Origin of the sequence: Prosthecobacter algae, from assembly GCF_039542385.1 — a bacterium.
In the GTDB taxonomy this organism is placed as follows: domain Bacteria; phylum Verrucomicrobiota; class Verrucomicrobiia; order Verrucomicrobiales; family Verrucomicrobiaceae; genus Prosthecobacter; species Prosthecobacter algae.
The window spans coordinates 145,099-167,119 of the sequence record NZ_BAABIA010000001.1; the positions used below are offsets into that span (position 1 = coordinate 145,099).

A 22,021-nucleotide genomic window follows, 5' to 3' on the forward strand; every position below is an offset into this window, starting at 1 on the left:
TTTTGGCCTTCGGTTATGCAGGCAGGAGTGCCTGCATAACTTAAGCCCCGTGCTTTTTGATCACTTGGATGAACTCGGGCAGGTAGGTGTGGGCTTTCTTGTCACCGACGCCGCGGATCTTTAATCCGGCCTCCACGGACGTGGGTTTGAGGCGGGTGAGGAACTCCAGGGTTTGATTGCTGAAGATGAGGTAGGCGGGCACGCCCTCGGCCATGGCCAGGACGTTGCGGTGGCGTTTCAGCTTTTCAAAAAGAGCATCGTCAAAACCGAGTTCGCGGGTGGAGATCTCGGCAGGGGTCAGTTTCGCCCCGGGCTTCAGCGGTTGCTCCACCTTGGGCTCTGTGTTGGGCCACATCATGCGCACGTTGGCCCCCTTTTTCATCACGTCTGCACCTTTGGCGGTGAGGGTGACGAGGGGGTATTCTCCCGTGGTGGTTTCGATGAGGCCCTGCTTTTCCATTTCGGCAAACAGCGGGTGCAGGGCATTGGAACCCACGGCCTTCAGTAGGCCGTAGGTGGTCAGTTGATCCAGACCCGCATCCACGATTTCCTTCGACTTGCTGCCCACCAGCATCTGGATGATGCGGCCTTTGCCATAGCGACCTTCCCAGGTGCCATCCGTCAGGCGGGTGGACATGCGAGCGATGCCGCTGAGGGCCTGGCGCAGCATCATCACCTCGGCCGCGTTGCCATCGCGGGGCACCTGCACGCCGCTGCGGCGGCAGATGTCGCAGGTGCCGCAGGGCTGGCTTTCCGTCTCGCCAAAATAGGCCAGGATTTGCTCCTGACGGCAGCGCTGCTCATCGTAGCAGAGGTCCACCATGGACTTCAGCTTGGAGCGGTCTCGGCGTTCCTTTTCGCGCAGCGCGTCCACGTCGAATTTCAGGCTTCGCGTCATCACCTCGGGCTGTAGCAGGCGGGTGCCACGGATGCGTTTGCCGGGGATGTCGAATCGTTCGATGTAGCCCGCGCGACCCAGATGACTGAGGGCCGAGCCAACGGCCATGCCGTTCTTCACGCCGGCGCGGTCCGTGATGTCGTCAATGCTCAGTTCCACTTCATGCTGTTGGTTAGACGCATTCAGCAGAGCTTGATAGACGCTTTGCAAGGTCTCCAGGCTGGGGTTGTTCCCCTCGATGAAAAAGTCCTGGGTTTTGGTATCGGCAAAGTTGAAAAAAAGCTCGCAGTGAGAAGGCTCACCGTCACGTCCGGCGCGGCCTGCTTCTTGGTAGTAGGCCTCCACACTGCCGGGGATGTCGTAGTGGACGACGAAGCGCACGTCGGAACGGTCAATGCCCATGCCAAAGGCATTCGTGGCCACGGCGACATCGTGCTTTTTGGAGATGAACTTGTTTTGCCGATCCTCGCGCTCCTTGTCGTCTAGACCGCCGTGGTACTGGATGGCGCGGATGCCGAACTCGCGCAGGGCATCGCCCACTTCTTCCACCCGCTTGCGTGTGGAGCAGTAAATGATGCCCGTCTTGTAGTCCTGGATGATCTTTTTCAGCCGCGTGTATTTGTCATCGCCCTTCTTCGTGTGGGTGACGTTGAGGCTGAGATTAGGTCGTTCAAAGCCACGGATGGTGATGAAGGGATCTCGCAGGTCCAGCACGCGGCGGATGTCCTCGCGCACTTCCGGGGTAGCGGTGGCGGTGAGGGCCACCACCTGCGGGCGGCCCAGGGCCTCCAGCGCTTCGCCTAACCGAAAGTAATCCGGCCGGAAATCATGACCCCATTGCGAGAGGCAGTGCGCCTCATCTACAGCGAAGAGGGCGATCTCCACCTGACGCATGGTATTCAGAAACATCCGGCTGCGGAAGCGCTCCGGTGCCACATAGACCAGGCGATATTCCCCCCGACGAAGGGCCGCGATGCGTTCCTGCTGCTCGCTCGGTGAAAGGGTGCTATTGATGACGGTGGCGGCAATGCCACGCCGCTCAAGGGCATCCACCTGATCCTTCATCAGAGCGATGAGTGGGCTGACCACGATGGTGACGCCCTCCATGACCATGGCGGGGAGTTGATAGCAGAGGGACTTGCCGCCGCCTGTGGGCATGATGACCATCGTGTCCCGCCCACTCAGGATATTCGCCATCACCGTTTCCTGGCCGTCGAGGAACTCACGAAAGCCAAAATACTTCCGCAAAGCCTCGCGGGCATCGTGAATGGGGGTGGATGTGGCGATGGAGTCGGTTTCGGTCACTGGGCACTCACTCCCTTGCAAGGGACGGCGGCTTTGTCCATCGGATCGCGTAAATTTAACAACGAGAAGTCTCTCGCCCGCACGTACTTATGAGTGTCACTGGGTCGCGTTTGGCTCGGTGTTTTAATCGTTCAGTCAACTAGCGCTTCATCCCATGAAAACTCTGTTCTCCGTCCTCGCTCTCAGTGCGATCGCCAGCTTTGCCTCGGCCGCCCCAGTCAATACCGAATGTCCTGTGAAAGAAGGCAAGCCAGTGAAGGCCACCCTCACCACCACCCACAAGGGCAAGGAAATCGGCTTTTGCTGCAAGGGCTGCAAAGAAAAATTCGAGGCCGATCCAGCCAAATACGAAAAGGCCATCAAGTAAGCCTGACCCCTCAGGTTTTCCCCAAGCGGTGTCTGGAAACAGGCACCGCCTTTTTGTGGGCTCGACACTCAACCCTTTTTTGCCCACCTTGGCTGCCTGCTTATGAAATTGCTGCCTTCGTTGCTTTGCCTTCTTCTGTCTCTTTCGCTCGTCGCGCCTGCCGAGATCCCTGTGAAATCGGCCCCTATCCAGGCCGCCTTGCAGCCCTTCATGGATCAATCGCAGCTCTCCGGGGCGGTGACGCTGGTAGCGCAGGACGGGAAGATCCTCAGCTTTGAGGCCACCGGTTTGCAGGACCTGGAAAGCCGCACGCCGATGGCGAAAGACAGCCTGTTTTGGATCGCCTCCATGACGAAACCGATCACGGCCATGGCGGTGATGATGCTGCAGGAAGAGGGGAAACTGAACATCGAAGATCCGGTGATGAAGCATCTGCCCGAGTTTAAAGGACAGATGCTACTGAAGGAAAAGACCGAATCACAAACCGTGCTGGTAAAGCCCGCGCGCCCTATCACGATCAAGGACTTGCTCACCCACACCAGTGGTCTGGTGGGCAGCTCGCCTTTGGACAAGGATGCCATTGATGTGCTGAGCCTCAAAGAATCCGTGATCACCTATGCCCTGAGCCCGTTGCAGTTCGAGCCCGGCAGCAAATGGTCCTACTGCAATCCCGGCATCAATACCGTGGGTCGCATCATTGAGGTGGTGAGTGGAGACGAGTACGCGAAGTTTTTGGACAAGCGTTTGTTCAAACCTCTGGGCATGAAAAGCACCACCTTTTGGCCCAAGGAAAAAGAGATGGCTAAACTGGCCACCTCTTACAAACCCACCGCCGATGGCAAAGGCCTGGAAGTGGCGACGATCAAATACCTGACACCGCCTTTTTCTGATCATCGGCGCACGCCCCTGGCCGCAGGCGGTCTGTTTTCCACGGCAGAGGATCTGTATCGGCTTTATTCCATGCTGCTGAATGGCGGTGAGTCTAACGGCAAGCGTTACCTTTCTGAGGCGACGCTGAGACTCATGACTCAAAACCACACGGGTGATCTCAAGGCTGGTTTTACCGATGGCATGGGCATGGGGCTCGGTTTCCAAGTGGTGGTGAAGCCTGTGGAAGTCACCGTCATGCTGAGCCCCGGCACGTATGGTCACGGTGGTGCCCATGGCACCCAGGGCTGGATTGACCCCGTGAAAAAGACCGTTCACATCCTCCTCATCCAACGCGCTGGCCTCGCTAATGGCGATGCTTCCCCCATGCGCAAAGCCTTTCAAGAAGCAGCGACCGGGCTGCTCAAGTGAGACTTCCATGAAAAAGCCCATCCTGTTTTTAGGATGGGCTTTTTCTTGATTTATAACTCTTTACCCTCGAGTCACTTTTTTAAACTCGCGGGTTAGGGTGGTCAGCGAGTCTTCCACGCCCATGCGCTCCAGGCTGCTAGCACCCACGAAGCCGTCGGCACTGGTTTTGCTGAGGATGAATTCGACGTCCTTGGGCGTGTTGATTGGGCCGCCGTGGGTGAGGGTGAAAACATTCGGGTTCACGCTCTTCGCGGCATCAATGATGTCTTGAGTCACCTTGACGGTGTGGTCCCAACTCACCACCGCATTGGTCACGCCGATACTGCCACCGACGGTGGTGCCCACGTGAGCGATGATGGCATCGGCTCCGTTCTTGGCCATCTCGATGGCTTCTTCCGGTGTGGCCACATAGACGATGCTGAAGAGGTCCATGCGCGTGGCCAGACCCACCATTTCAAATTCCTTCTGCACGCTCATCCCGGTCTCCTCCAGGACGCCCCGGAAGTGGCCATCCACAATGGTGTGGGTGGGGAAGTTATTGACGCCGGAAAAGCCCATCTCCTTCACGCGGCCTAACCAATGCCACATGCGGCGGCGTGGGTCTGTGGCATGCACGCCGCAGATGACAGGGATCTCTTTGACCACGGGCAGCACTTCGTATTCGCCTATTTCCATGGCGATGGCATTGGCATCTCCATAAGCCATGAGGCCGCAGGTGCTGCCGTGACCCATCATGCGGAAGCGGCCGCTGTTGTAGATGATGATGAGGTCCGCGCCGCCTTTTTCGATGAACTTGGCGCTGATGCCCGTGCCAGCACCGGCAGCGATGATGGGCTCACCTTTAGCCAGCGTCGCCTTGAGACGATCCACGACTTCTTGCTTGGTGTAGGGATTTCCGGTTCCGGTCCAGGGATTAGGCATAAAGTAAAGTTGGCGGTTGTTTGCGATAGCTGGCTGTGGATTGCCGTTGTTTGAAGAACCACCGCAAACGTGCGAAGCACAAGCCACGGTAAACAACTGCAAACCTCCCGCAATGCACGCAGCTTCTTCCATCCTCGAACTATCCGAAACGCACACCCACGGGGCCGACACGGAATTTCGCGTGGTGCGGGCCACGGAGGCGGATAACCGCGCTTGGCTGCGCGGAGCCCCGGTGTGCGGTACATTGAAGACGCATCGCATCTCTCATGCGGGAGTCATGACGGCCAGGGCCCCCTACCGCATCGTGCGCATGCACCAGGGTGGGCTGTATTTTCTGGCCTGTGTGGCGGGGGAAGGGCGTGTGCTGGTGGATGGCCGCTGGCAGAAATGCAGCGCGGGCATGGCCGTGGCGCTGCCGCCATTCATGGTGAACGCCTTTGAGGCCGTGAAGGGAAAAGACTGGCGCTGCTGCTGGGTGCGGTATGAGCAGCAGCCCGAGCAAAAACCCATCCTCAGCAGCAGCTCCCCGCAGATGGCCGCCTTTCATGGCCAGGCGCTGTGGAGTGCCATCGAGGGTTTGATTGATGAAAGCGGTCACGATCCTAAACCTGCGGCCATGTTTCATTGGGTGGAGCTCATTCAAAGTTATGTCGAGCGCTTTGCCCAGCCCTGGCAGCAGGATGATCGCCTCTGGCGCGTGTGGGAACTGGTGGCCGCCGATGTGGGGCGTGACTGGACGCTGGATGAACTGGCGCATCAGGCCCATGTGAGTGCTGAGCACCTGCGCCGTCTCTGCCGCCGCGCCCTGGGGCGTACGCCCATGCATCACGTCACTTGGCTGCGCATGCGCAAGGCGTGCGAGCTGCTTTCCACCACGAACCTGAAGGTGGAAACCGTGGCTCACACTGTGGGTTACCAAAACCCCTTTGTCTTCAGCAACACCTTCAAAAAATGGATCGGCTGGCGGCCCAGCGAACATCGGTCCAAGATGGCGATGTGATTGCGCCTTCTCATTAATGCAATTTTCGTTAGGCAGCAGCGGTCGGCGCAGTTTCCTCAGTCACCACAGTTTCCTTTTTCCCGAGGAACCTTCCCAAGATCATGCCTACGGCAATCAAGGCGGTGGGCAGGGCAGGTGGGCACCACAGGAGGTTCGACTGAAAGCACAGGTAACTCACCACCAGTGCCGCAAAGATGAGGCCCAGTCCCGCCCGGAAGGCGCGCACTCGCCGCACCCGCAGCACGATCCACAGGGCCGCAACCCCCGCGATGCCCCAGGCGATCCACTGTTCCATCTCCGTCAGCACCCGCAGCCGTGGCAGGGCCAGCAGGCGATTCAGCGCACGTGCATACAGAGTCGGCAGGGAAGGGGGCGCACCCGGTACCTCGGCCTGGGTGGTGCCCACCACCAGGATGCGGGCCTTTTCCAGCGCCGCTTTTTCTTCTTCCGGCAGCACATCCACCAGATTGCCCGCCATCAGATGCAGCGCATTCACCGTCGGCACCGTGGCCTCCTCCGGCACGGTAAATTCGCCACTGATTTCCAGGGGCACGTATTGCCCGCCTTGCAGGTAAGCCCCCGCCCCTGGGCCTAGGCGCAGACGATGCCCACCCGAGTAAGGACTGCGGCTGTGGCGGGCCAGCGCCGCTGCCAGCACCGTGGGAATGAAACGATCCTGATCCCGCAGCGCATACGGCAGCCGCCATTCATCCTCCACACGATTCGCGGAAAGCAGCCCCAACTCCGTTGAAGCACGCACGGAGGCATCTGGCGCGGTGATGAGGCTGGCCAGCCGGGGTGCGCGGCTGAGATCGCCATCCACCTGCTGAAAGTGCGGCAGCAAGGAGTCCAGATCTCCCAAAAAAGCCGCATCTGTTTTCGTCGTTTCTGCCACCTGAGTTTCGATGCCCAAAATCACACTGGGAAAAGCCAGCAAGGCCTCCGCCACCGCTGGTGCAAAGTCCGGTGTCGGTTTTCCCCAGTTCAGCGGAGTGGCGATGACAAGCACCTCCGGCTTGTACGTCTGCAGTTGCTTCAGCAGCGTCTGCCAATCCAGTGGTGGAGGTGGCCATGAGGCATAGTCGGTCCGTTCTTGCTCGCGCATTTCCACTAGCACCACGTCCCCTCCGCCTTCAGGTTTTTCAAAACGGCCCCGCGTGTTCGAAACCAAAAAGTCCAGGAACAGCTCATCCACCCGGTGAAACCGCCCCGCCTTCTGTTCACGGTCCAGGTACCCAGCGGTGGCCGCCAGGCAGAGGAGAGTCAAAACAAGACGCAGAAACATGCTTCACTTTGGGCGAGAGAGATGATTCTGCCAGAACAATTCCCCACCGTTCCGACCTCCCACCCCATCTTTCCCCTGCTTTCGGGTCGATCACTCCTAGTTACCCGACCATGCGTAGAGATTTGTCTTTCCTCATGAACCTCCGCTTGCACTCTCCTCAAACCATGCCAGACTGCATGTCCCATATTCACTACCCCTTGGTGTAATGGTAACATAACAGATTCTGACTCTGTTGTTCAAGGTTCGAGTCCTTGAGGGGTAGCCAATCACAGAAGCCTCGCATTTGCGGGGCTTTTTCGTGTCTGCTAACCGCACAGGGACTGTGCGGGCTACCGTTCACCTCAATACCCCCCAGCGCCAATACTCGCACTCCCACCGCTCTCACCCGTGGCTTCGCGGCGGCGGTATTCGTCGAGGATGGCCTTGGTGGCGCTGGCACCCAGGCGGGTGCAGCCGAGGTCGCGGACCAGGATGAGGCCGTCGAGATCGCGCACGCCGCCGGCGGCTTTCACCTGGACGTGGGCGGGGCTGTGCTGGCGCATGAGTTTCACGTCGTGCTCAGTTGCGCCTTGGTAGTTGTAGCTGCCATCGGGCTGCTTGCTGAAACCGTAGCCGGTGGAGGTCTTCACCCAGTCGGCCCCGACGCGGGCGCAGATTTCGCAGAGGTGAATTTTGAGGGCGTCATTCGGCAGGTAATCGTTTTCAAAGATGACCTTGAGTTTGGCCCCGTGTTTGTGGGCTTCATCGGCGATGACCTGGATCTCCCGCTCCACGTAGTCCCAGTCGCCGCCGAGGGCTTTGCCGATGTTGATGACCATGTCTATCTCCCGAGCCCCGTCCTTGCAGGCGAGTTCGGTCTCGTAGCGTTTCACCTCGGTGCTGCTGTTACCGGCAGGAAAGCCGATGACGCAGCCGACGATGACGCCCGTATCCGCGAGCAACGAGGCGGCGCGGGGGACAAAGTAGGGCTTCACACAAACGGAGGCCACGCCGTATTCGGCAGCCAGGATGCAACCGGCCTCGGCTTCGGCATCGGTGAGACCGGGCTGAAGCAGGGAGTGGTCAATCATGCCCGCGAGTTCGGCGTAGCTGTATTTCATGAGGAGCAGGAGAGGGGATAAAACGGCGGAGATGGGGACTGGGGGCAGGACTATTCCAGACGGGACAGACTGCCGATGCGGAACATGCCATTCATGAGCTGGAGGTTATCCTTCTCCACCTTGGTGGCATCGAGATAGAGGATGAAAGGGAACTGGTCCAGTTTCACCACATGCAGGCCATCCTTGGGCTTTTTGAAGGCCTCGGCCACGTCTTCGATCTGGGAGATTTTTACGCCATTGATCTCATCCACTACTTGGCCGCTGAGGCGCTCGTAACCCTGGGTGCTGGTGGTGGGCAGGACGGCGCTGAGGAAGACCACGCGCTTGCGGCCTTTCTTCTCATACTCTTCCGGATTGCTGGCGATGCGGGCTAGGCGCAGGATAGGGCCGCCCTGCTGCTCGGTGCCAAAAGAGTTCAGGTAGGGGCGGGTGAGTTCCTGGAAGAGCATGCCGCCATTGATCAGGTACTTCGGCCCTTGATCAAACTGGTAGGGAAGCACGAGGTAGTCGGTGGGTTGCTTGCGGGCCAGTTTGCCCGTGAGCGTCACTTCTTTGCCATCACGCAGGACTTTCATCTCCACTTCATCGCCCACGAAGGCTTTGCCCCGGACGATGTGGCTGACACTGAGGGGCCCGAAGAGAGGGTCCTGATAGTCGCCGCGGGAGTCAATGGTGAAGCCATTGATGGAGAGCATGATGTCGCCTTTTTTCACTCCAGCCTTGTCGGCGGAGGCACCTTTTGTGACGCTGCTGATGTAAACACCGGGTTGGTCGGCCTTCATGCCCAGGTAGTCACGGAACTGCTCATCCAGGGTGATTTGGAACTCGATGCCCAGGGAGGGGAAGCCATCGTATTTGCCATCGGCCACATCTTTGAGGAAGTGCTCAATGATGGGCGCGGGCAGCAGGGTGGCGAGCTGGTTTTTTGAATCGTAACGCAGCAGCAGAGCGGCGAGTTTACGGCCCTTCGCCACGGGCAGGGTGAAGCTATTCGCTTCACTGCGGATGATGCCCTGCGCTTCATAAACGATGAAGCTGGCGTTCTCCACCACGTAGCCCTGATTCATGACCTTGCTGATGCGCATGGGGGTGACGATGAGCTCACCCACGCGGCCGGTTTGCCATACCACCAGTGTGTCACCGATACGGGCCGTGGTATCCACCTCCATGGGGCTAAGACCGGCGAAGAAGGCCGCCTCACGCGCAGGGGAATTGGGAGCCAGGAGGGCGAGGTTAGCCTCGTAATCCACGGCGATGACGCGGGCAGGGATCTTCTGGCCGCTCTCTGGAAGCTCCAGCTCGATGTAGGTGGCATCGCTGACCATCTGGCCAGTGACGAGGATACGGTTTCCCTCCAGCACCACGCCCAGGCCGCGACGGCCCCCGGCGCTCTCTTTCTGCCAGGGGATGCGGAGGTTGTAGCTCTGGTAGGTGACGTTCACCTTCAGCAGGGAGCTGGTCTGGATGCCCGCCTGCTGCTGTGGCTGCGGCGGCTGGGTGGGGGCGTTTGGATTGATGAGCACCCGACGCGGGCCGATGGGCGGCTTGGGCGTGGTGGGGGCGACCTGGGCCTGCACGCTGGCGGCGTTCAGCAGGGCGAAAAGAAAGGAAAGGGACTTCATGAGCACGAAAGGAAAAAAGGTGGCAGGGACAGTCTCGGAAAAGAGGGCGGGTTATTCGCCCAGGTAGGCGTCTTCCGGGATGTTGTAGGTCTGCATGATTTTAGGGTGGGCGGCATCGGCGAGGTCGCGCTTCAGCACCAGGGGCCGGCCTTTTTCCAGCAGCTTGATGACGATGAAGTCTGCCTTTTCACCTTTCTTCTCCAGGGCGGTTTTCACGTCCTTGAGGCTGCGGATTTTGACCCCGTTGATCTCATCCACCACGCTCTGCGCATAGGGGGTGATGTAGGTATTCACTTCATCGGCCAGGATGCTCGTCAGCAGCACCGGCTCTGGCCGTTCCACGTAGAGTTTTTCCGTCAGGTAATTGTCAAACAAGTAGTTAGCCGCCGAGTCGGCGATCTGGTGCGCATCCATGAGGTTCTTGTCCATGGGCTGGAAGACCAGACCGGCATAGACGAGGTAACGCGGGCGCTGATTGTACTGCTCTCCCAGCTTCACGTAGGGGTCAAAACGCTTCAGCACCACCTCGGTCTCCGTCTTTTTGCCATCGCGCATGTAGGCCAGCTTCAGCTTGTCCCCGGCGAACTTGCGCTCCACCACTTCGTTCATGTCCATCAGCTCGCCTTCAAAGCGGATGAGGCCATTGTTCATGATGGGGTTGTCATCCATGGAGAGGAGCACATCTCCGCGCTTCAGCAGATTTCCCGCGCTGCCCGCAGGCTCCACATCGGCGATCATCACGCCCACACCACCGCCATTGAGGCCCATGGCCTTTTTCTGCGCGCTGTTTTCGATGGGGAAATCGCTGACGGCGAGGTCCACGTAGTGGTCATACTTGCCATCGTCCACATCCTTTAAAAAGCGCTGCACCACCGGCACGGGGATGATGTAGCCGACATTCTGTGCTACGCGGCCATTGAAGCCCTGGAAGGCCACGCCCACGACTTTGCCATCCTGGATGACGGGGCCGCCTGAGTTGCCGGGGTTGATCGCCGCATCCACCTGAATGGCGAGGTGGGAATCCACCTGCGTGTGGCTGAAAGGGCGGAAGTCAATGCGTGAGACCACGCCGCGAGTGACGGAGATGCGATCTCCGCCGATGGGGTAACCGACGGCTATGACCTCGGTATTCAGCTTGGGGATACCGCCGAAGGTGAGGGGCTTCAGCTTCTCAAAGTGGGAGCCGTCTTCGGCCTCCAGGATGGCGAGGTCACAATCATGCGCCACATGCACCACGCGGGCCGGATGGGGCTCGGGGTCATTGGTGGTGCGGATCACCAGCTTGGTGGCATTGCTGATGACGTGGGCATTGGTGAGAAAGCGATTTTTACCAATGAGGAAGCCGGTGCCTGATCCGCCGGAGGGCTGGCCGGCATTCCAGGGTTCGCGGTAGTCCGGAAGCAGAACGGAAGCGTCAATGTTGACGATGCCTTCCCATTCATCAATCAGCGGGGCCTCAGGAGCAGGAGGAGATGCGGCAGGGACGGAGTCCGGCACGGTATCCGGCGCAGTTTGCTGGGCAGGGGAGAGAACGGAAAACGCCAAGGCTGCGACGGCGGGGTAAAGGGGACGCATTTTCATGAAAAGGACAATCTATGCCAAACATACGTAGGGCGGTGCATCAAAGACAAGCGCTTCTGCCGACCTGCTCAAACAATACGCAACGAAGTTCGCGGACTCTTGTTGCTCCGTTTCAAAGATTCGGCAGGATCAGGCCGCAAATCCATGGCCAATCCCTCTCAGTCAGAATCCATTGATCAACTTCGCCAGGATGCCTGGGTGGGAGATGCAGTGCTGGAACTTTACGTCCGCAGTTACATCCTGCGCCTGCATGGAAAGGTGGATGCGGAGATGAAGACCCGCTTTACCTGCAATCAATTTCTCAACTGCGTGGGCAACCCTACCAAAGTGGAGGCCGACATCGGCATCATCTACCAGAAGAGCGGGCTGGAGACGGCCTTTGCCTGGATCCGTGAGAACCTGGAGCCGCTGTTTATCAAACAAGAGGCCAAACGCGTGCGCACCGGTAAGTGAGCGCGAGATTCAAAAAGCCCTTTCTTGACAGGGCCTAACCATTCGGTTAATCACGAGCCTCGTTTGATGAATTCTCTCCGTCACCCATGTCACGCCGCCGTCGCTGGTTCCCCAGCGAAACGTAGCGTCATGGTTTGGGCCGTTATCGCGGCCTGGCCACGCCAGGTGGGTTGAGATCTTCGTTTATCTAAATTTCCAAACGTATCTCCCAAACCCACCCCGGACACAGGCGGTGGGTTTTTTCTTGCCGCTGCGTGATTCCCAAAATCACTTTTCATGAGCAGCCCCAGCATTACGGTCGAATCTTCCGCCTCGCTTCCCGAGGTCGGTCCCTCAGGTCCTCCCTTCAGTCTCATCATCGCAGCCTTTGCGGCGGTGTATCTGATCTGGGGTTCCACGTACCTGGGCATCCGTCTGGCCATTGATTCCATCCCCCCTCTGCTGATGGCGGGCAGCCGTTTTGTCATCGCTGGCGGTGTCTTGTTTTTGGTCATGCGAATGCGCGGTGCCCCACGTCCGGACTGGGATCACTGGCGGGGTTCCATCATCATCGGTGGCCTGCTGCTGATGGCGGGCAATGGCGGTGTGTGCTGGGCCCAGCAGACGGTTCCTTCCGGTGTGGCGGCGCTTATTGTGGCCTCCGTGCCGCTATGGATCATGCTGGTGGATTGGCTGCGCCCCCAGGGCCTGAGACCCACACGCCGGGTGGTGGCGGGCTTGGTCATCGGCATGACAGGGGTGGCGGTGATCATCCTCGGTCGTGGGGAATTGGGCCAACGAGTGGTGGAGCCGATGGCGGCTCTGGTGCTCGTAGGGGCCAACATCTGCTGGGCCCTCGGCTCCATCTATGCCCGCCATGCGCGAAAGCCTAGCTCAGCCCTGCTGGGGGTGGCTATGCAGATGCTGTGTGGCGGCGGATTGCAATTGTTGTTAGGTCTGATTTTGGGTGAAGCGCAGGATTTAAATCTGGCTGCCATCACTCCCACCTCGGCCTGGGCTTTTGTTTATCTCACCTTCATCGGCTCCCTGGTGGGTTTCACCGCCTACATCTGGCTGCTTCAGGTCAGCACCCCCGCACGGGTCTCCACCCATGCTTATGTGAACCCCCTCGTGGCGGTGCTGCTCGGCAGTTGGTTCCTCCATGAGCCCATCTCCCAGAACGTGATCATCGCGGGCGCTCTGGTTCTTTTTTCCGTGATTCTCATCACCCGTTCCTCTCCTTCCCCCAAGTGAACACCCTTTCCATTAGCAGTTTTTATCCTCCCAGCCTCACCTTGCCTGCCGGGGACTTCATGGCGCGTCGCAGCGCCGGCACTCATGCAGCCTTTGCCCTGCCGTTGATGCGGCCAGGCATGCGCCTCCTGGACTGCGGCTGCGGCCCCGGCTCCATCACCCTCGGTCTGGCGGAGCGCATCCGCCCGGGCGGCATCGTCGGAATCGATTGCCAGGGTGAGCAGCTTCGCCAAGCCAATGAAAAAGCCGTGGAGCGGAATCTTAACGCCGCTTTCATCCAGGCCAATGTCTATGAGCTGCCCTTCGGCGCCGCGGAATTTGACGGCGTGTTTTCCCATGCGCTGTTCGAGCACCTTGCCCGTCCGACCGCCGCACTCATGGAACTGCGCCGTGTGATGAAACCTGGCGCTTTCATCGCTCTGCGCAGCCCTGACTGGGGCGGCTTTGTCCTGGACCCCTGGGACGATGATGTTTCCGCAGCGATCCATGCCTATCGGGATCTCCAGATCGAAAAGGGCAGCGATGTCATGGCGGGACGGAAGCTGGGAACCTGGCTGCGTGCGACGGGGTTTCACCACGTCACACCCTCAGCGAGCTACGAGATCTATCCCTCCACGAGATTGATTGCCGATTACCTCGCCCGTGAATTAGAACAAAATAACCAGGAGGCGGGTGCCTTCATCCTGCGCGAGTGGGCGGAGAAGCCCGGCGCCATGTTTGCCCAGTCGTGGTTTGAAGCCGTGGGCTGGAAACCCTGGTTGTGAGGGCTGAAGCGTCGGCTTATCCAAAAAACATCCTTTGCAGACGGCGTGGGCGGTCCTTTGATAGGGGCCCTCCCCATGCGCGCGCTTTTTTCCAAACCTTGGTTCATCGGTCTCCTCATCCTGCCGCTTTTCATCGGCGGGCTGATGCGCCTGAAACTGGAGACCGACATCCTAGCCACCCTGCCTGGCGAGGTGCCGGAGGTGCGTGCCCTGAAGCTGCTGCGGGATGGCTTTACCGGCGGCAGTGATTTGCTCATTGCCCTGGAAGCTGAAGATGAGCTGGCGGCAGAGGAGGCGATGACAACGCTGGCCGAGAGGCTACAGAAGCGCACAGATCTGGTGAAGGAGGTGCGCTGGGCGCAGCCGATGGAGCAGCAGGCGCAGTCTGGAGCAGCGCTGATGGCTTGGTCGCTGCAAAATACGGATCCGGCGCAGCTCCAGGCCGTGCGCGCCCGGCTGGAAGGAGAGGGAGCCAAAGCCAAGCTGCAGCAGTCTTTGCAGACGGTGGCGAATTCCCTGGATGCCGAGAAGGTGCAACGTGCGTCTTATGATCCCCTAGGCCTGCTGGACAGTCTAGACGCCTCGGCCATGAGCGCGCTGGAGGGATCCATGTTTGGCTTGGTGTCTGAAGACGGTATGTTCCGCCTGCTGTTGGTGACGCCTGCGACCAGTGTGGGAAATTACAAATCCGCCGAGGCTTGGCTGAAGCAGATCAAGGCCGAAGTGGCAGAGTGGCGTGGCGACGAAAAACTGACCCTGCGCTATACCGGCGAGCCTGCCTTCCAGGCGGAGATTGGGGCCGGGATTGAAAAGGACATGTCCAGCACCATTGGCATTACGGAGGTGCTTATCGCCCTGCTGTTCTGGATCATGTTTCGCCGCCTGAAGCCCCTGCTCTGGATCCAGGGCCTGCTGATGCTGAGCATGGTGCTGACCATGGGGGCGGGAGGTCTGCTGGTGGGCAAACTTTCCATCATGAGCTTGGGCTTTGCTGCGATCGTATTGGGCATCATCGTGGACTACGCCGTTCTGATCATCCAGGAGGCGCGTCAGCATCCGGAGATGGATGCGCGGGGGCTGTGCCGTCTGGCGGCTCCAGGCATCATTGCGGGGGCGTGTACCACGGCTACAGTCTTTCTTTCTCTGCTGTTCAGCGGACTACCGGGTCTGGCGGAACTGGGATTGCTGGTCGCCCTGGGGGTGCTGGTGGGGCTTTGCGTGATGCTGGCCCTGGCCCCTCGTTTTACGGCAGGCAAGCAGCCGCCGAATTCCGTGGTGACGATCACCGGTGCGCCCGCCCGTCACGGTCCGGCTGCGGTAGGCACGCTCTTGTTGTTAGGCGGTATAGCCTGGGTTTTTGCCACGCACGGGCTGCCCAAGTTCATGACGGGGGCTGAATCTCTGCGCCCGACCAACAGCGAGGCGATGGACACCTTGCAATGGATGCAGGACCGCCTGGGGCAGCAGAATGAGGCCAGCCTGCCGATTCTCATTACCGGCCCAGCAGTAGAACTGCGTGCTCGTGCCCAGGCCCTTTCGGTGAAGCTGGATGCGGCAGTTAAGGATGGAACGCTCATTCGCCAAGCCCTGCCCACCTTGCTGATCAGCGACCCTGCGGCACAGACGGCAAACCGTGAATTTATCCAGTGGCTGCTGGCTGAGCAGGCACGGCTGGAAAAAGAGGTGGACGCCGCCGGTTTTGCCGAGGCTGCCGTGGCCCTGTTGCGGGGAGTTTGTGGCGTGTGGAAGCCTGCCCTCGAAGGTCCCTGGCCTCAGGATGAGGCCAACGCAGCCGCAGGACCGGTGCTCGGCCGCCTGCTGGCGACGGGCGACCGCGCGACGGGGGCGGATATGAAACCAGGTGAAGGTGTCGCCCTGGCCTCCATCAGCATCACGGGCAAACCGGGCCTGCCAGATCGGGCCAAACTTGCCGCTGTGCAGAAGCTCCTGACGCCGGATACCGGAGCTTGGGTGGCTGGTTGGGAGACGCTCGGCGGCGCGCTTTCCACGATTGTGCAGCATGATCTCAATCAGCAGTTGCTGCCCATCATGGGGATCATCGGCTTCACACTTCTGATCACTTTCCGGGGAGTGAAGGACCTGCTGCTTTCGGTGCTGCTGCTGGGCGGCGGCCTGGGAGCTTTGGCGGCGACCATGAGTTTGTTAGGCCTGGGGTGGAATCTCGCCAGCCTGGCCGCTATTCCTCTGCTGCTGGGCACGGGGATTGATTATGGCATTCATCTTCTGCTCGCTCTGAAGCGGACTGGCAATGACATCCGCTATGTGCGGGCCACCACCGGCAAGGCGGTCTTCTTTTCTGGCATGACGACGGTCATCGGGTTCGCTAGCCTTTTCTTTGCAGGGAATCGTGGCATCTCCAGCCTGGGCTTGGCGTGTTGCGTGGGGACTTTATGGATCCTCCTGATCGTGCTGTGGTTGTTGCCTCATTGGCGGGCTTGGTTGCGTGTGAAGTAGTGCCTACCTCAGGAATCAGGAGGCGGGTTGCAGATAAAGGGCGCTAAATCGGATGTCGGTATTGCGGGGACCTTCAAAGGTTACTCGCAGACGAATGCGAGCAGGTAGGCCGGAAATCTCTCGCTGACCTTTCCATTCGATGGGGGTTTGGAAGCCGCTCTGGCGAATCACGGCTGCATCCTTGCCGGAATATCCGGGCAGCGGTCGTTCCTGAGCATCCAGGATTTCTATTTTGAGGGCGGCCTCGGCCCCCAGGCCTTCAGCATTGAGGTGGAAATGCTGGGGCTGGTCGGCTTTCATATCCACGGCGGCGGTGATGAATTCGCTGGTGATCTCGGGGAGCTGATAGTCGCCGGGGCCTTTGCCTGCCTCTTCAACGACAAGATCGCCGAAACGATCGCGTGGCAGCAGGGCGATGCCCAAGCCACCGCGAGGAGGCTCCTTTTCCCAATGCCGAGGATCCCAGGCACCGTAGTAAACATAGGTCTGGTCGCCGACGTTTTCAAAACCTTGGCCTTGTATCAGGCCGCCCTGGTCCCACTCGCCGTCATCGCCTCTTTTGAGGAAGGTCCATTCGTTGGCAGGTTCGCGAAAAAGGACGCCGTCATTGCTGACGACAAACCCAAGGTCAATGGTGACGTCCTTCCATTCTTTGGCCCCATGCCAGATGCCGAAGATGCCCAGAAGCACGTTGCGGCGGTTCCAGACACTGATGCCTTCGTGGGTTTGTTCGCCCTCGCGGCTGCGGCCAGGGCCTAACAAGGTATGCTGTGCGGCGCGGGTGAAGGAGATGCCGCTTGTCTGGGACCAGTTCAAAAAGTCAGCGGAACGATAAACCCGCGCCACGCGACCATGATAGGGGCGTGTGGCATCCATGGAGTTCTGACCAGAAGCGTAGAACATGCCATCCCATTTGTACAGCCCCCCCGAGGGCTCAAAATGGATGCCAGGAAGCACCAGATCCTTTTTTAATAGCTCAGCCTTTTGGCTTTTGACTTCGTTCTCCATCTTCCAGGTAAGGCCATCAGGGCTGACAAAGGGGGCCAAGGTGCCCAGCCGCCGATGGTGTCTGAAATAGACATGGGTGGAGATCTTGTAGCGTCGCGCAGGGTCCGGATCTTCAGGGTCGGCCAGCACTTTGATATTCACGAAACCAAGCGGGCTTGGGTCTGTGCGGATGAGATTGTTGTTTTTGCTGCCCTTGTAGCTGACCAGTCCCAGGTTGGGCTTGATCCAATGCACTCCATCGTCGCTTTCAGCATAGGCAGCGCGCCAGCGGGAGGAGGCCACACTGTTGGCAGAGTCATCGTCAAAGGCGACGTACCAGAGACGGAATTTACCCTGTTCCCGGATGATGGAGCCATAGAACTGCACGCCTTTGGCATCGGGTGTTCCAGGCTGCCCACGTGTTACGACAGGGTTGCCCGGATGCTTCTTCGGCTGCCGCATTTCCAGCCGCAGATTTTGGGAGTGGGGTATCGAAACGTTATCAAAGGCAAAGAGTGTGGTGGCCTGGGTTTCGTCGAAAAAATCCTCGGCAGCAGTTGGGGAGGTAGTGAAAAGGCCCAGCGTGAAAGCTGCCGTGATAGCAAAATCAATTAGCCGTGAACGGGCTGGACCGGATTGGGGAAGCAGGCGCATGGGTGGCGGTTATAACGTGCCTTTCCATCCGGCTTGTCCCTGAATCTGTGGTTTCGTGTGCTTTACAAGCCTTGCGTGATCGAGCGGTGCCGGCGGCCTAGCAGAAACAGGCCTCCGAGCGTGAGCAATAGCGCGCGGGAGGGTTCCGGGATCACGGCCACGTAGATGATGCCATGCTCGAGGAACTGGGAGGTTTCGAAAAACCAGCCATTGTTCATGAGGATGGCGTTGGCGCTGGTCAGGTCCAGATCGGCTAGGGTGAAGGCTCCCGCACCGCCGGCTCCATCGGCATCGGGGTTCAGCGTGGTGGTCCAGTCTAGCAGGTTAAAGACATCGCCGAGTTGCGGGACGTAGCTGCCCTGGAGTTCCACCTTCAGGGTGCTGCCTGCATTCAGGCCCAGAGTGCCATTGACTTGCAGGCTGTCGTAGAGGCCGCCGGAGTCGGCATTGGCAAAATAGGCCGGGTTTCCGGCAGATAAAATATCGGCCAGGTTGCTGCTGGTGGCACCGATTTGGAAAAGGGCGCGCAGGGTGGGCGTGCCGCCTTGCAGGGTGAGGTTGGTGAAGGTCAGTTCGCCCAGGCCATTGCCCGCATTCGCCAGGCTGCCTGTGGAGTCACCGGGGCTGAGGTAGCTGCTGCCTGCCACATTTAGTAGCCCATTCACGCTGCCGCGTCCAGAGAGCACTTGCGCATTGAGGGTGTAGTCACCACTGCTGCGGCCAGAGATGCTGAAAAGCGCATTTTGATCCACCTGGATCCAGGGGGTGCCGGTGAGGTTGCCGTTTTCACTGAGGGCCAGGGTTCCCGCGCGGATCGTGGTCTTGCCCGTGTAGTTGCTGACGCTGGCGACGGGGGTGGTGACCAGCGGAGAAGCGGTCACGATGGCGTTGAAGGTATTGGTCAGCGTGAGGGTGCCGGCGCCTTCTTTGATGAAAGCTAGATTCCCTGTGATCTTGCCACTGTAGGTTTGATTCGTCGCTTGATTGAGGGTGAAGATGGACTCGTCCCCGGCCTGAGAATTGGTGATGTTGATGTTGTCTACGTTCGATACCACCCCATGGCGCAGGCCGGAGACGGTCTGGTCAAAACCATAAAGATCCACGGCCACGGCTTCCGTCACGACGGTGTTGGTGAGCAAGGAGAGCACGGTGGCGGAGGCGAGGGCATTGTCCTGCCCCAGGCGCAAGGTCCCACGGATCATTTCGGTGACTCCGGTGTAAGTATTCGCTCCCGAAAGGATCACGGTGCCGCCGCTTTGGGCACTGATGCCCAGCTTGCTTCCGGCTCCGTTTTTGATGACCCCACTGATGGTGAGGACACCCGTGGCAGTGCCGGTGCCGATACGCGCCGCGTCATTGCCGATGATGATGTCGCCCGCCCATTCCGCACTGCCGGTCTGCACTTGCAGGTTCCCCTGGTTATTGCCTGGGCCGTTGAGGGTGAGGGTCTCACCGGTGACGGTGATGCCTTCATTCAGTCGTAGGATGCCCGCGCTGGCCACTTGGGTGCCACCGGCCGTGCTGCCCAGGGCTTGATTGTGAGAGATCAGGAGCGTGCCGGAGGTGACGACGGTCTCCCCCGCATACGTATTCGCACCAGTGAGGGCGAGGGTGCCAGATCCATTGACGCTGCCGGTGGCCAGCTTGGTCAGGCCTCCAGGGCCGCTGATGATGCCGCCGTAGGTTGTGGTGTGAATTTGCGTGTCGAAGGCTCCACCGCCCGCCAGCAGGGCGATGCCACGATTGCTGCTGAGATTGAAGCCTGTGGCCCATTGCAGCGTGCCGCCATTGAAGGTGAGATTACCCGCCTGTGCACTGCCAGGAATGGCCCCTAGGCTGCGGTCTGCGGCGATGCGGGTGAGGCCGCCATTGAGAAAAGTGCCGCCCGTGTAGCTGCTGGTGGTGCCCGCTAAGATGAGGGTGCCGGGACCGTTTTTCACCACCGCCACCGTAACACCTGCGCCGTTGTCATTGATGATGGAGTTCACCGTGGTGACTTGGGCGGCCACTTGGTCCGTGAAGGAGATCTGCCCAGCCGTGCCGCTGACGCTTCCTCCGGCTGTGAGCACGCTTCCATTGTTAGGCGCAGCGCCCACGGTCAAGTTCCCCGCATCGGTGGTCAGGAGGATGCCTCCCTGGGTGCCTAGGCGAAGCGTGGCCGTGGACCCACTGGCGATGACGGCAGGCCCGACGGATGCCTGGACGAGGGTATTGATGTCCGTGATGCCGCTAGGATTTCCCAAGGCGATGTCGCCCGCTGTCCCGCCGTCCACGATTTTGACATTGGCATTGGGGTTGTTAGGCAGAGGGCCTTGCGAGTTGTCGCCGCTGCTGAAGTTTGTGATCTGTTGATAACCTGTGTAGGCGACGATGTTGCCTCCGGAAACGCTGGCCCAGTCATTGCCATTCACGGTGGCCCAGCCGCCTAGGATACCGCTGGCATCATTGATACTGGTGGTGCGGATGCCGTTGCTCACGCCCTGGGTCCCGGCGGGCAGGATGAAATTCACCGTGCCACCATTCTGGACCGTGATCGCGCCGACATTGAGAAGCAGATTCTGCGGCGTGGTTGCATTGGTGGTTAGGCTGATCGTGGATCTGCCAGGTGCCACGGTGAGTCCATTGACCGTCTGGCTATTGGCAGCGGAGGCTCCGCCCGTGAGGGCCAGGGTGCCGCCATTGAGGACGAGAGTGGAACTGCTGCCCAAGATGTTAGACGCAGGGGCACCCGTGGCGGCGAAGTCCAGTTGCAAGCTACCAGCCGTGATGGTGGTGCTGCCGGTGTAGGTGTTCGCCCGGGTCAGCACCTGGGTGCCTAGGCCGGTTTTCACCAGAGACAGCGCGCCGCCGCCGGTGCCATCGGAAAGGCTGCCGCGAAAGGTCTGCGTGGTCGCATTTCGAAGGGTCAAAGTAGCGGGTGTGGCATTGGCATTCTGCACCGTCACCACATCGGTACTTCCTTTAGTGGAAAGGCCCGCTGTGGTGATGGAAAAACCATCGAGCACCACGGACTTGGCCTGGGTGCTGTTGGCGAAGGTGAGCAAATTCGGGCTGCTGCTGTTCAATGCGCCCACACTACCGATGCGTAGCGTGCCGTTGTTCACGATGACCCCACCCGTAAAGGTGTTATTGCCACTCAGGACGATGGTGCCAGCGGCGGCGGTGCTGCTGTTGATCGTTAAGGCGCGGCTACCGCCAAGTTCGCCGATGTTCCCGGCGATGTTTCCGGTGGTTGCACCCGCGTTGGTGGAGATGCCTGCCCCAGCAGTCAGAGTGATAGGGCCTGAGAGTGTGCGGTTTTGATCAAAACGCAGGGCTCCGCGCGCACCATTGCCCGTACCGGCGAGCGATATGGCCACATTCATCGCGTTAGTCTGACCATAGTTGATGACCAAACTGTTGTTAGTCTGCACATCAATGGCCCCCAGACTGCTGATGGAGGCAATGTTTCCCACGCTGAGAAAAACGCCACCGGAGTTGGCCAGTGTCGGCATCGTCAAAGTCCCAGTCCAGGTGTTGGCACCATTGAGGGTGATGAGCCCCAGGTCGGTGCCTGTTTTCTCCAACTTGATGTTATTGCCAGAGATGGCGGAACTGATGGTGATGCGGGCATTGCCGACATTGGAGCTGCCATTGGCTAGGCTGATGGTCGCTTCATTGGTTAGGGCCAGCGTTCCCCCTGTCAGCACGTAGGCGCGTGTTTCCGCATTGGTGAGATTGAGGGTATTGAATTGCAGCCCCCCGGCATTCAAGGTGCCGTTGAGAGTGATGGTGGCCGCTGCGGTGGATAGGCCTGGCGAGGTGCCATTTCCCAGCACGGCGATGCTTCCTGCGGCATTGTTCCAGCTCACGTTCGTGCTGCCATTCCACCAGTTGCTGTTGCTGGTGTTCCAGGTGCCGCCGCCATCGGTCACGCCATCTCCAGTGCCATTGGCATCCCACTGCAAAGTCTGAGCGGGGAGGGGGCTGGCCAGCAGCAGGCTTGACAGGGCGGCGAGCAGGCGGCAGTCACGGGTGACGCGCAAGGCGCAGCCGTGAACGACTTTCAGGGCGGTCAGTTTCATGGTTGGGGGGATT

General features: G+C 59.7%; 15 protein-coding genes and 1 tRNA gene. 8 read left to right on the top strand and 8 right to left on the bottom strand.

Translation table 11 applies throughout. From position 1 onward, the window contains the following. Nucleotides 1-40 precede the first annotated feature (40 nt). A complete protein-coding gene (locus tag ABEB25_RS00575; protein WP_345734424.1) occupies nucleotides 41-2,203 on the bottom strand; it encodes a RecQ family ATP-dependent DNA helicase in 2,163 nt (720 codons plus the stop codon). 154 nt (nucleotides 2,204-2,357) lie between these two features. Between ABEB25_RS00575 and ABEB25_RS00580 the strand changes: the two genes are divergently transcribed. Both ABEB25_RS00580 and ABEB25_RS00585 read left to right on the top strand, forming a co-directional pair. Next, entirely contained in the window at nucleotides 2,358-2,570 is a 213-nt protein-coding gene (locus tag ABEB25_RS00580; RefSeq protein ID WP_345734425.1) for a YHS domain-containing protein, read from the top strand. A 102-nt stretch (nucleotides 2,571-2,672) separates the two neighbouring features. Then, the gene (locus ABEB25_RS00585) at nucleotides 2,673-3,869 is read left to right on the top strand and encodes a serine hydrolase domain-containing protein (RefSeq protein ID WP_345734426.1); all 1,197 of its coding nucleotides are present in this window, start codon (nucleotides 2,673-2,675) and stop codon (nucleotides 3,867-3,869) included. Between the two features lie 60 nt (nucleotides 3,870-3,929). Here the strand turns inward: ABEB25_RS00585 and ABEB25_RS00590 are convergent, their stop codons facing one another. Then, complete coding sequence (locus tag ABEB25_RS00590) at nucleotides 3,930-4,790, bottom strand: phosphoenolpyruvate hydrolase family protein (protein ID WP_345734427.1); 861 nt, start codon at nucleotides 4,788-4,790, stop codon at nucleotides 3,930-3,932. Nucleotides 4,791-4,902: 112 nt separating this feature from the next. Here ABEB25_RS00590 and ABEB25_RS00595 point away from each other — a divergent pair, with 112 nt between their 5' ends. Continuing rightward, nucleotides 4,903-5,790 (top strand): AraC family transcriptional regulator, encoded by an 888-nt coding sequence (locus ABEB25_RS00595; protein WP_345734428.1) that lies wholly within the window; start codon nucleotides 4,903-4,905, stop codon nucleotides 5,788-5,790. A gap of 28 nt (nucleotides 5,791-5,818) precedes the next feature. Here ABEB25_RS00595 and ABEB25_RS00600 read toward each other — a convergent pair whose 3' ends face one another. Further along, nucleotides 5,819-7,075 (bottom strand): CHASE2 domain-containing protein, encoded by a 1,257-nt coding sequence (locus ABEB25_RS00600; RefSeq protein ID WP_345734429.1) that lies wholly within the window; start codon nucleotides 7,073-7,075, stop codon nucleotides 5,819-5,821. 191 nt (nucleotides 7,076-7,266) lie between these two features. Between ABEB25_RS00600 and ABEB25_RS00605 the strand changes: the two genes are divergently transcribed. Next, nucleotides 7,267-7,340: transfer RNA gene (locus tag ABEB25_RS00605), tRNA-Gln, on the top strand. Nucleotides 7,341-7,416: 76 nt separating this feature from the next. On the opposite strand, the gene deoC is transcribed toward ABEB25_RS00605, so the two are convergent. From deoC to ABEB25_RS00620, 3 genes are read right to left on the bottom strand one after another with little or no spacing between them, the layout of a single operon-like run. Further along, a complete protein-coding gene (gene deoC, locus ABEB25_RS00610; RefSeq protein WP_345734430.1) occupies nucleotides 7,417-8,175 on the bottom strand; it encodes a deoxyribose-phosphate aldolase in 759 nt (252 codons plus the stop codon). 50 nt (nucleotides 8,176-8,225) lie between these two features. Further along, nucleotides 8,226-9,797: a PDZ domain-containing protein gene (locus ABEB25_RS00615; RefSeq protein ID WP_345734431.1), complete on the bottom strand. Its 1,572-nt coding sequence runs from the start codon at nucleotides 9,795-9,797 to the stop codon at nucleotides 8,226-8,228. A 51-nt stretch (nucleotides 9,798-9,848) separates the two neighbouring features. Further along, nucleotides 9,849-11,378 (bottom strand): S1C family serine protease, encoded by a 1,530-nt coding sequence (locus ABEB25_RS00620; RefSeq protein WP_345734432.1) that lies wholly within the window; start codon nucleotides 11,376-11,378, stop codon nucleotides 9,849-9,851. Between the two features lie 144 nt (nucleotides 11,379-11,522). On the opposite strand from ABEB25_RS00620, the gene ABEB25_RS00625 reads away from it, so the two are divergent. The 4 genes from ABEB25_RS00625 (at nucleotide 11,523) to ABEB25_RS00640 (ending at nucleotide 16,303) form a co-directional block, all read left to right on the top strand. Then, the gene (locus tag ABEB25_RS00625; RefSeq protein WP_184210005.1) at nucleotides 11,523-11,831 is read left to right on the top strand and encodes a ribonuclease III domain-containing protein; all 309 of its coding nucleotides are present in this window, start codon (nucleotides 11,523-11,525) and stop codon (nucleotides 11,829-11,831) included. Between the two features lie 276 nt (nucleotides 11,832-12,107). Further along, nucleotides 12,108-13,064 carry an EamA family transporter gene (locus tag ABEB25_RS00630; protein WP_345734433.1) on the top strand — a complete coding sequence of 319 codons (957 nt, stop codon included), beginning with the start codon at nucleotides 12,108-12,110 and terminating at the stop codon, nucleotides 13,062-13,064. Next, nucleotides 13,061-13,828: a methyltransferase domain-containing protein gene (locus ABEB25_RS00635; protein WP_345734434.1), complete on the top strand. Its 768-nt coding sequence runs from the start codon at nucleotides 13,061-13,063 to the stop codon at nucleotides 13,826-13,828. The genes ABEB25_RS00630 and ABEB25_RS00635 overlap by 4 nt, the downstream gene beginning before the upstream one ends. 75 nt (nucleotides 13,829-13,903) lie before the next feature. Then, complete coding sequence (locus ABEB25_RS00640; RefSeq protein ID WP_345734435.1) at nucleotides 13,904-16,303, top strand: MMPL family transporter; 2,400 nt, start codon at nucleotides 13,904-13,906, stop codon at nucleotides 16,301-16,303. A gap of 15 nt (nucleotides 16,304-16,318) precedes the next feature. Here ABEB25_RS00640 and ABEB25_RS00645 read toward each other — a convergent pair whose 3' ends face one another. Next, nucleotides 16,319-17,944, bottom strand: a complete 1,626-nt coding sequence (locus tag ABEB25_RS00645; RefSeq protein ID WP_345734436.1) for a glycoside hydrolase family protein — start codon at nucleotides 17,942-17,944, stop codon at nucleotides 16,319-16,321. A gap of 62 nt (nucleotides 17,945-18,006) precedes the next feature. Then, the gene (locus ABEB25_RS00650; RefSeq protein ID WP_345734437.1) at nucleotides 18,007-22,008 is read right to left on the bottom strand and encodes a beta strand repeat-containing protein; all 4,002 of its coding nucleotides are present in this window, start codon (nucleotides 22,006-22,008) and stop codon (nucleotides 18,007-18,009) included. Nucleotides 22,009-22,021 lie beyond the last annotated feature (13 nt).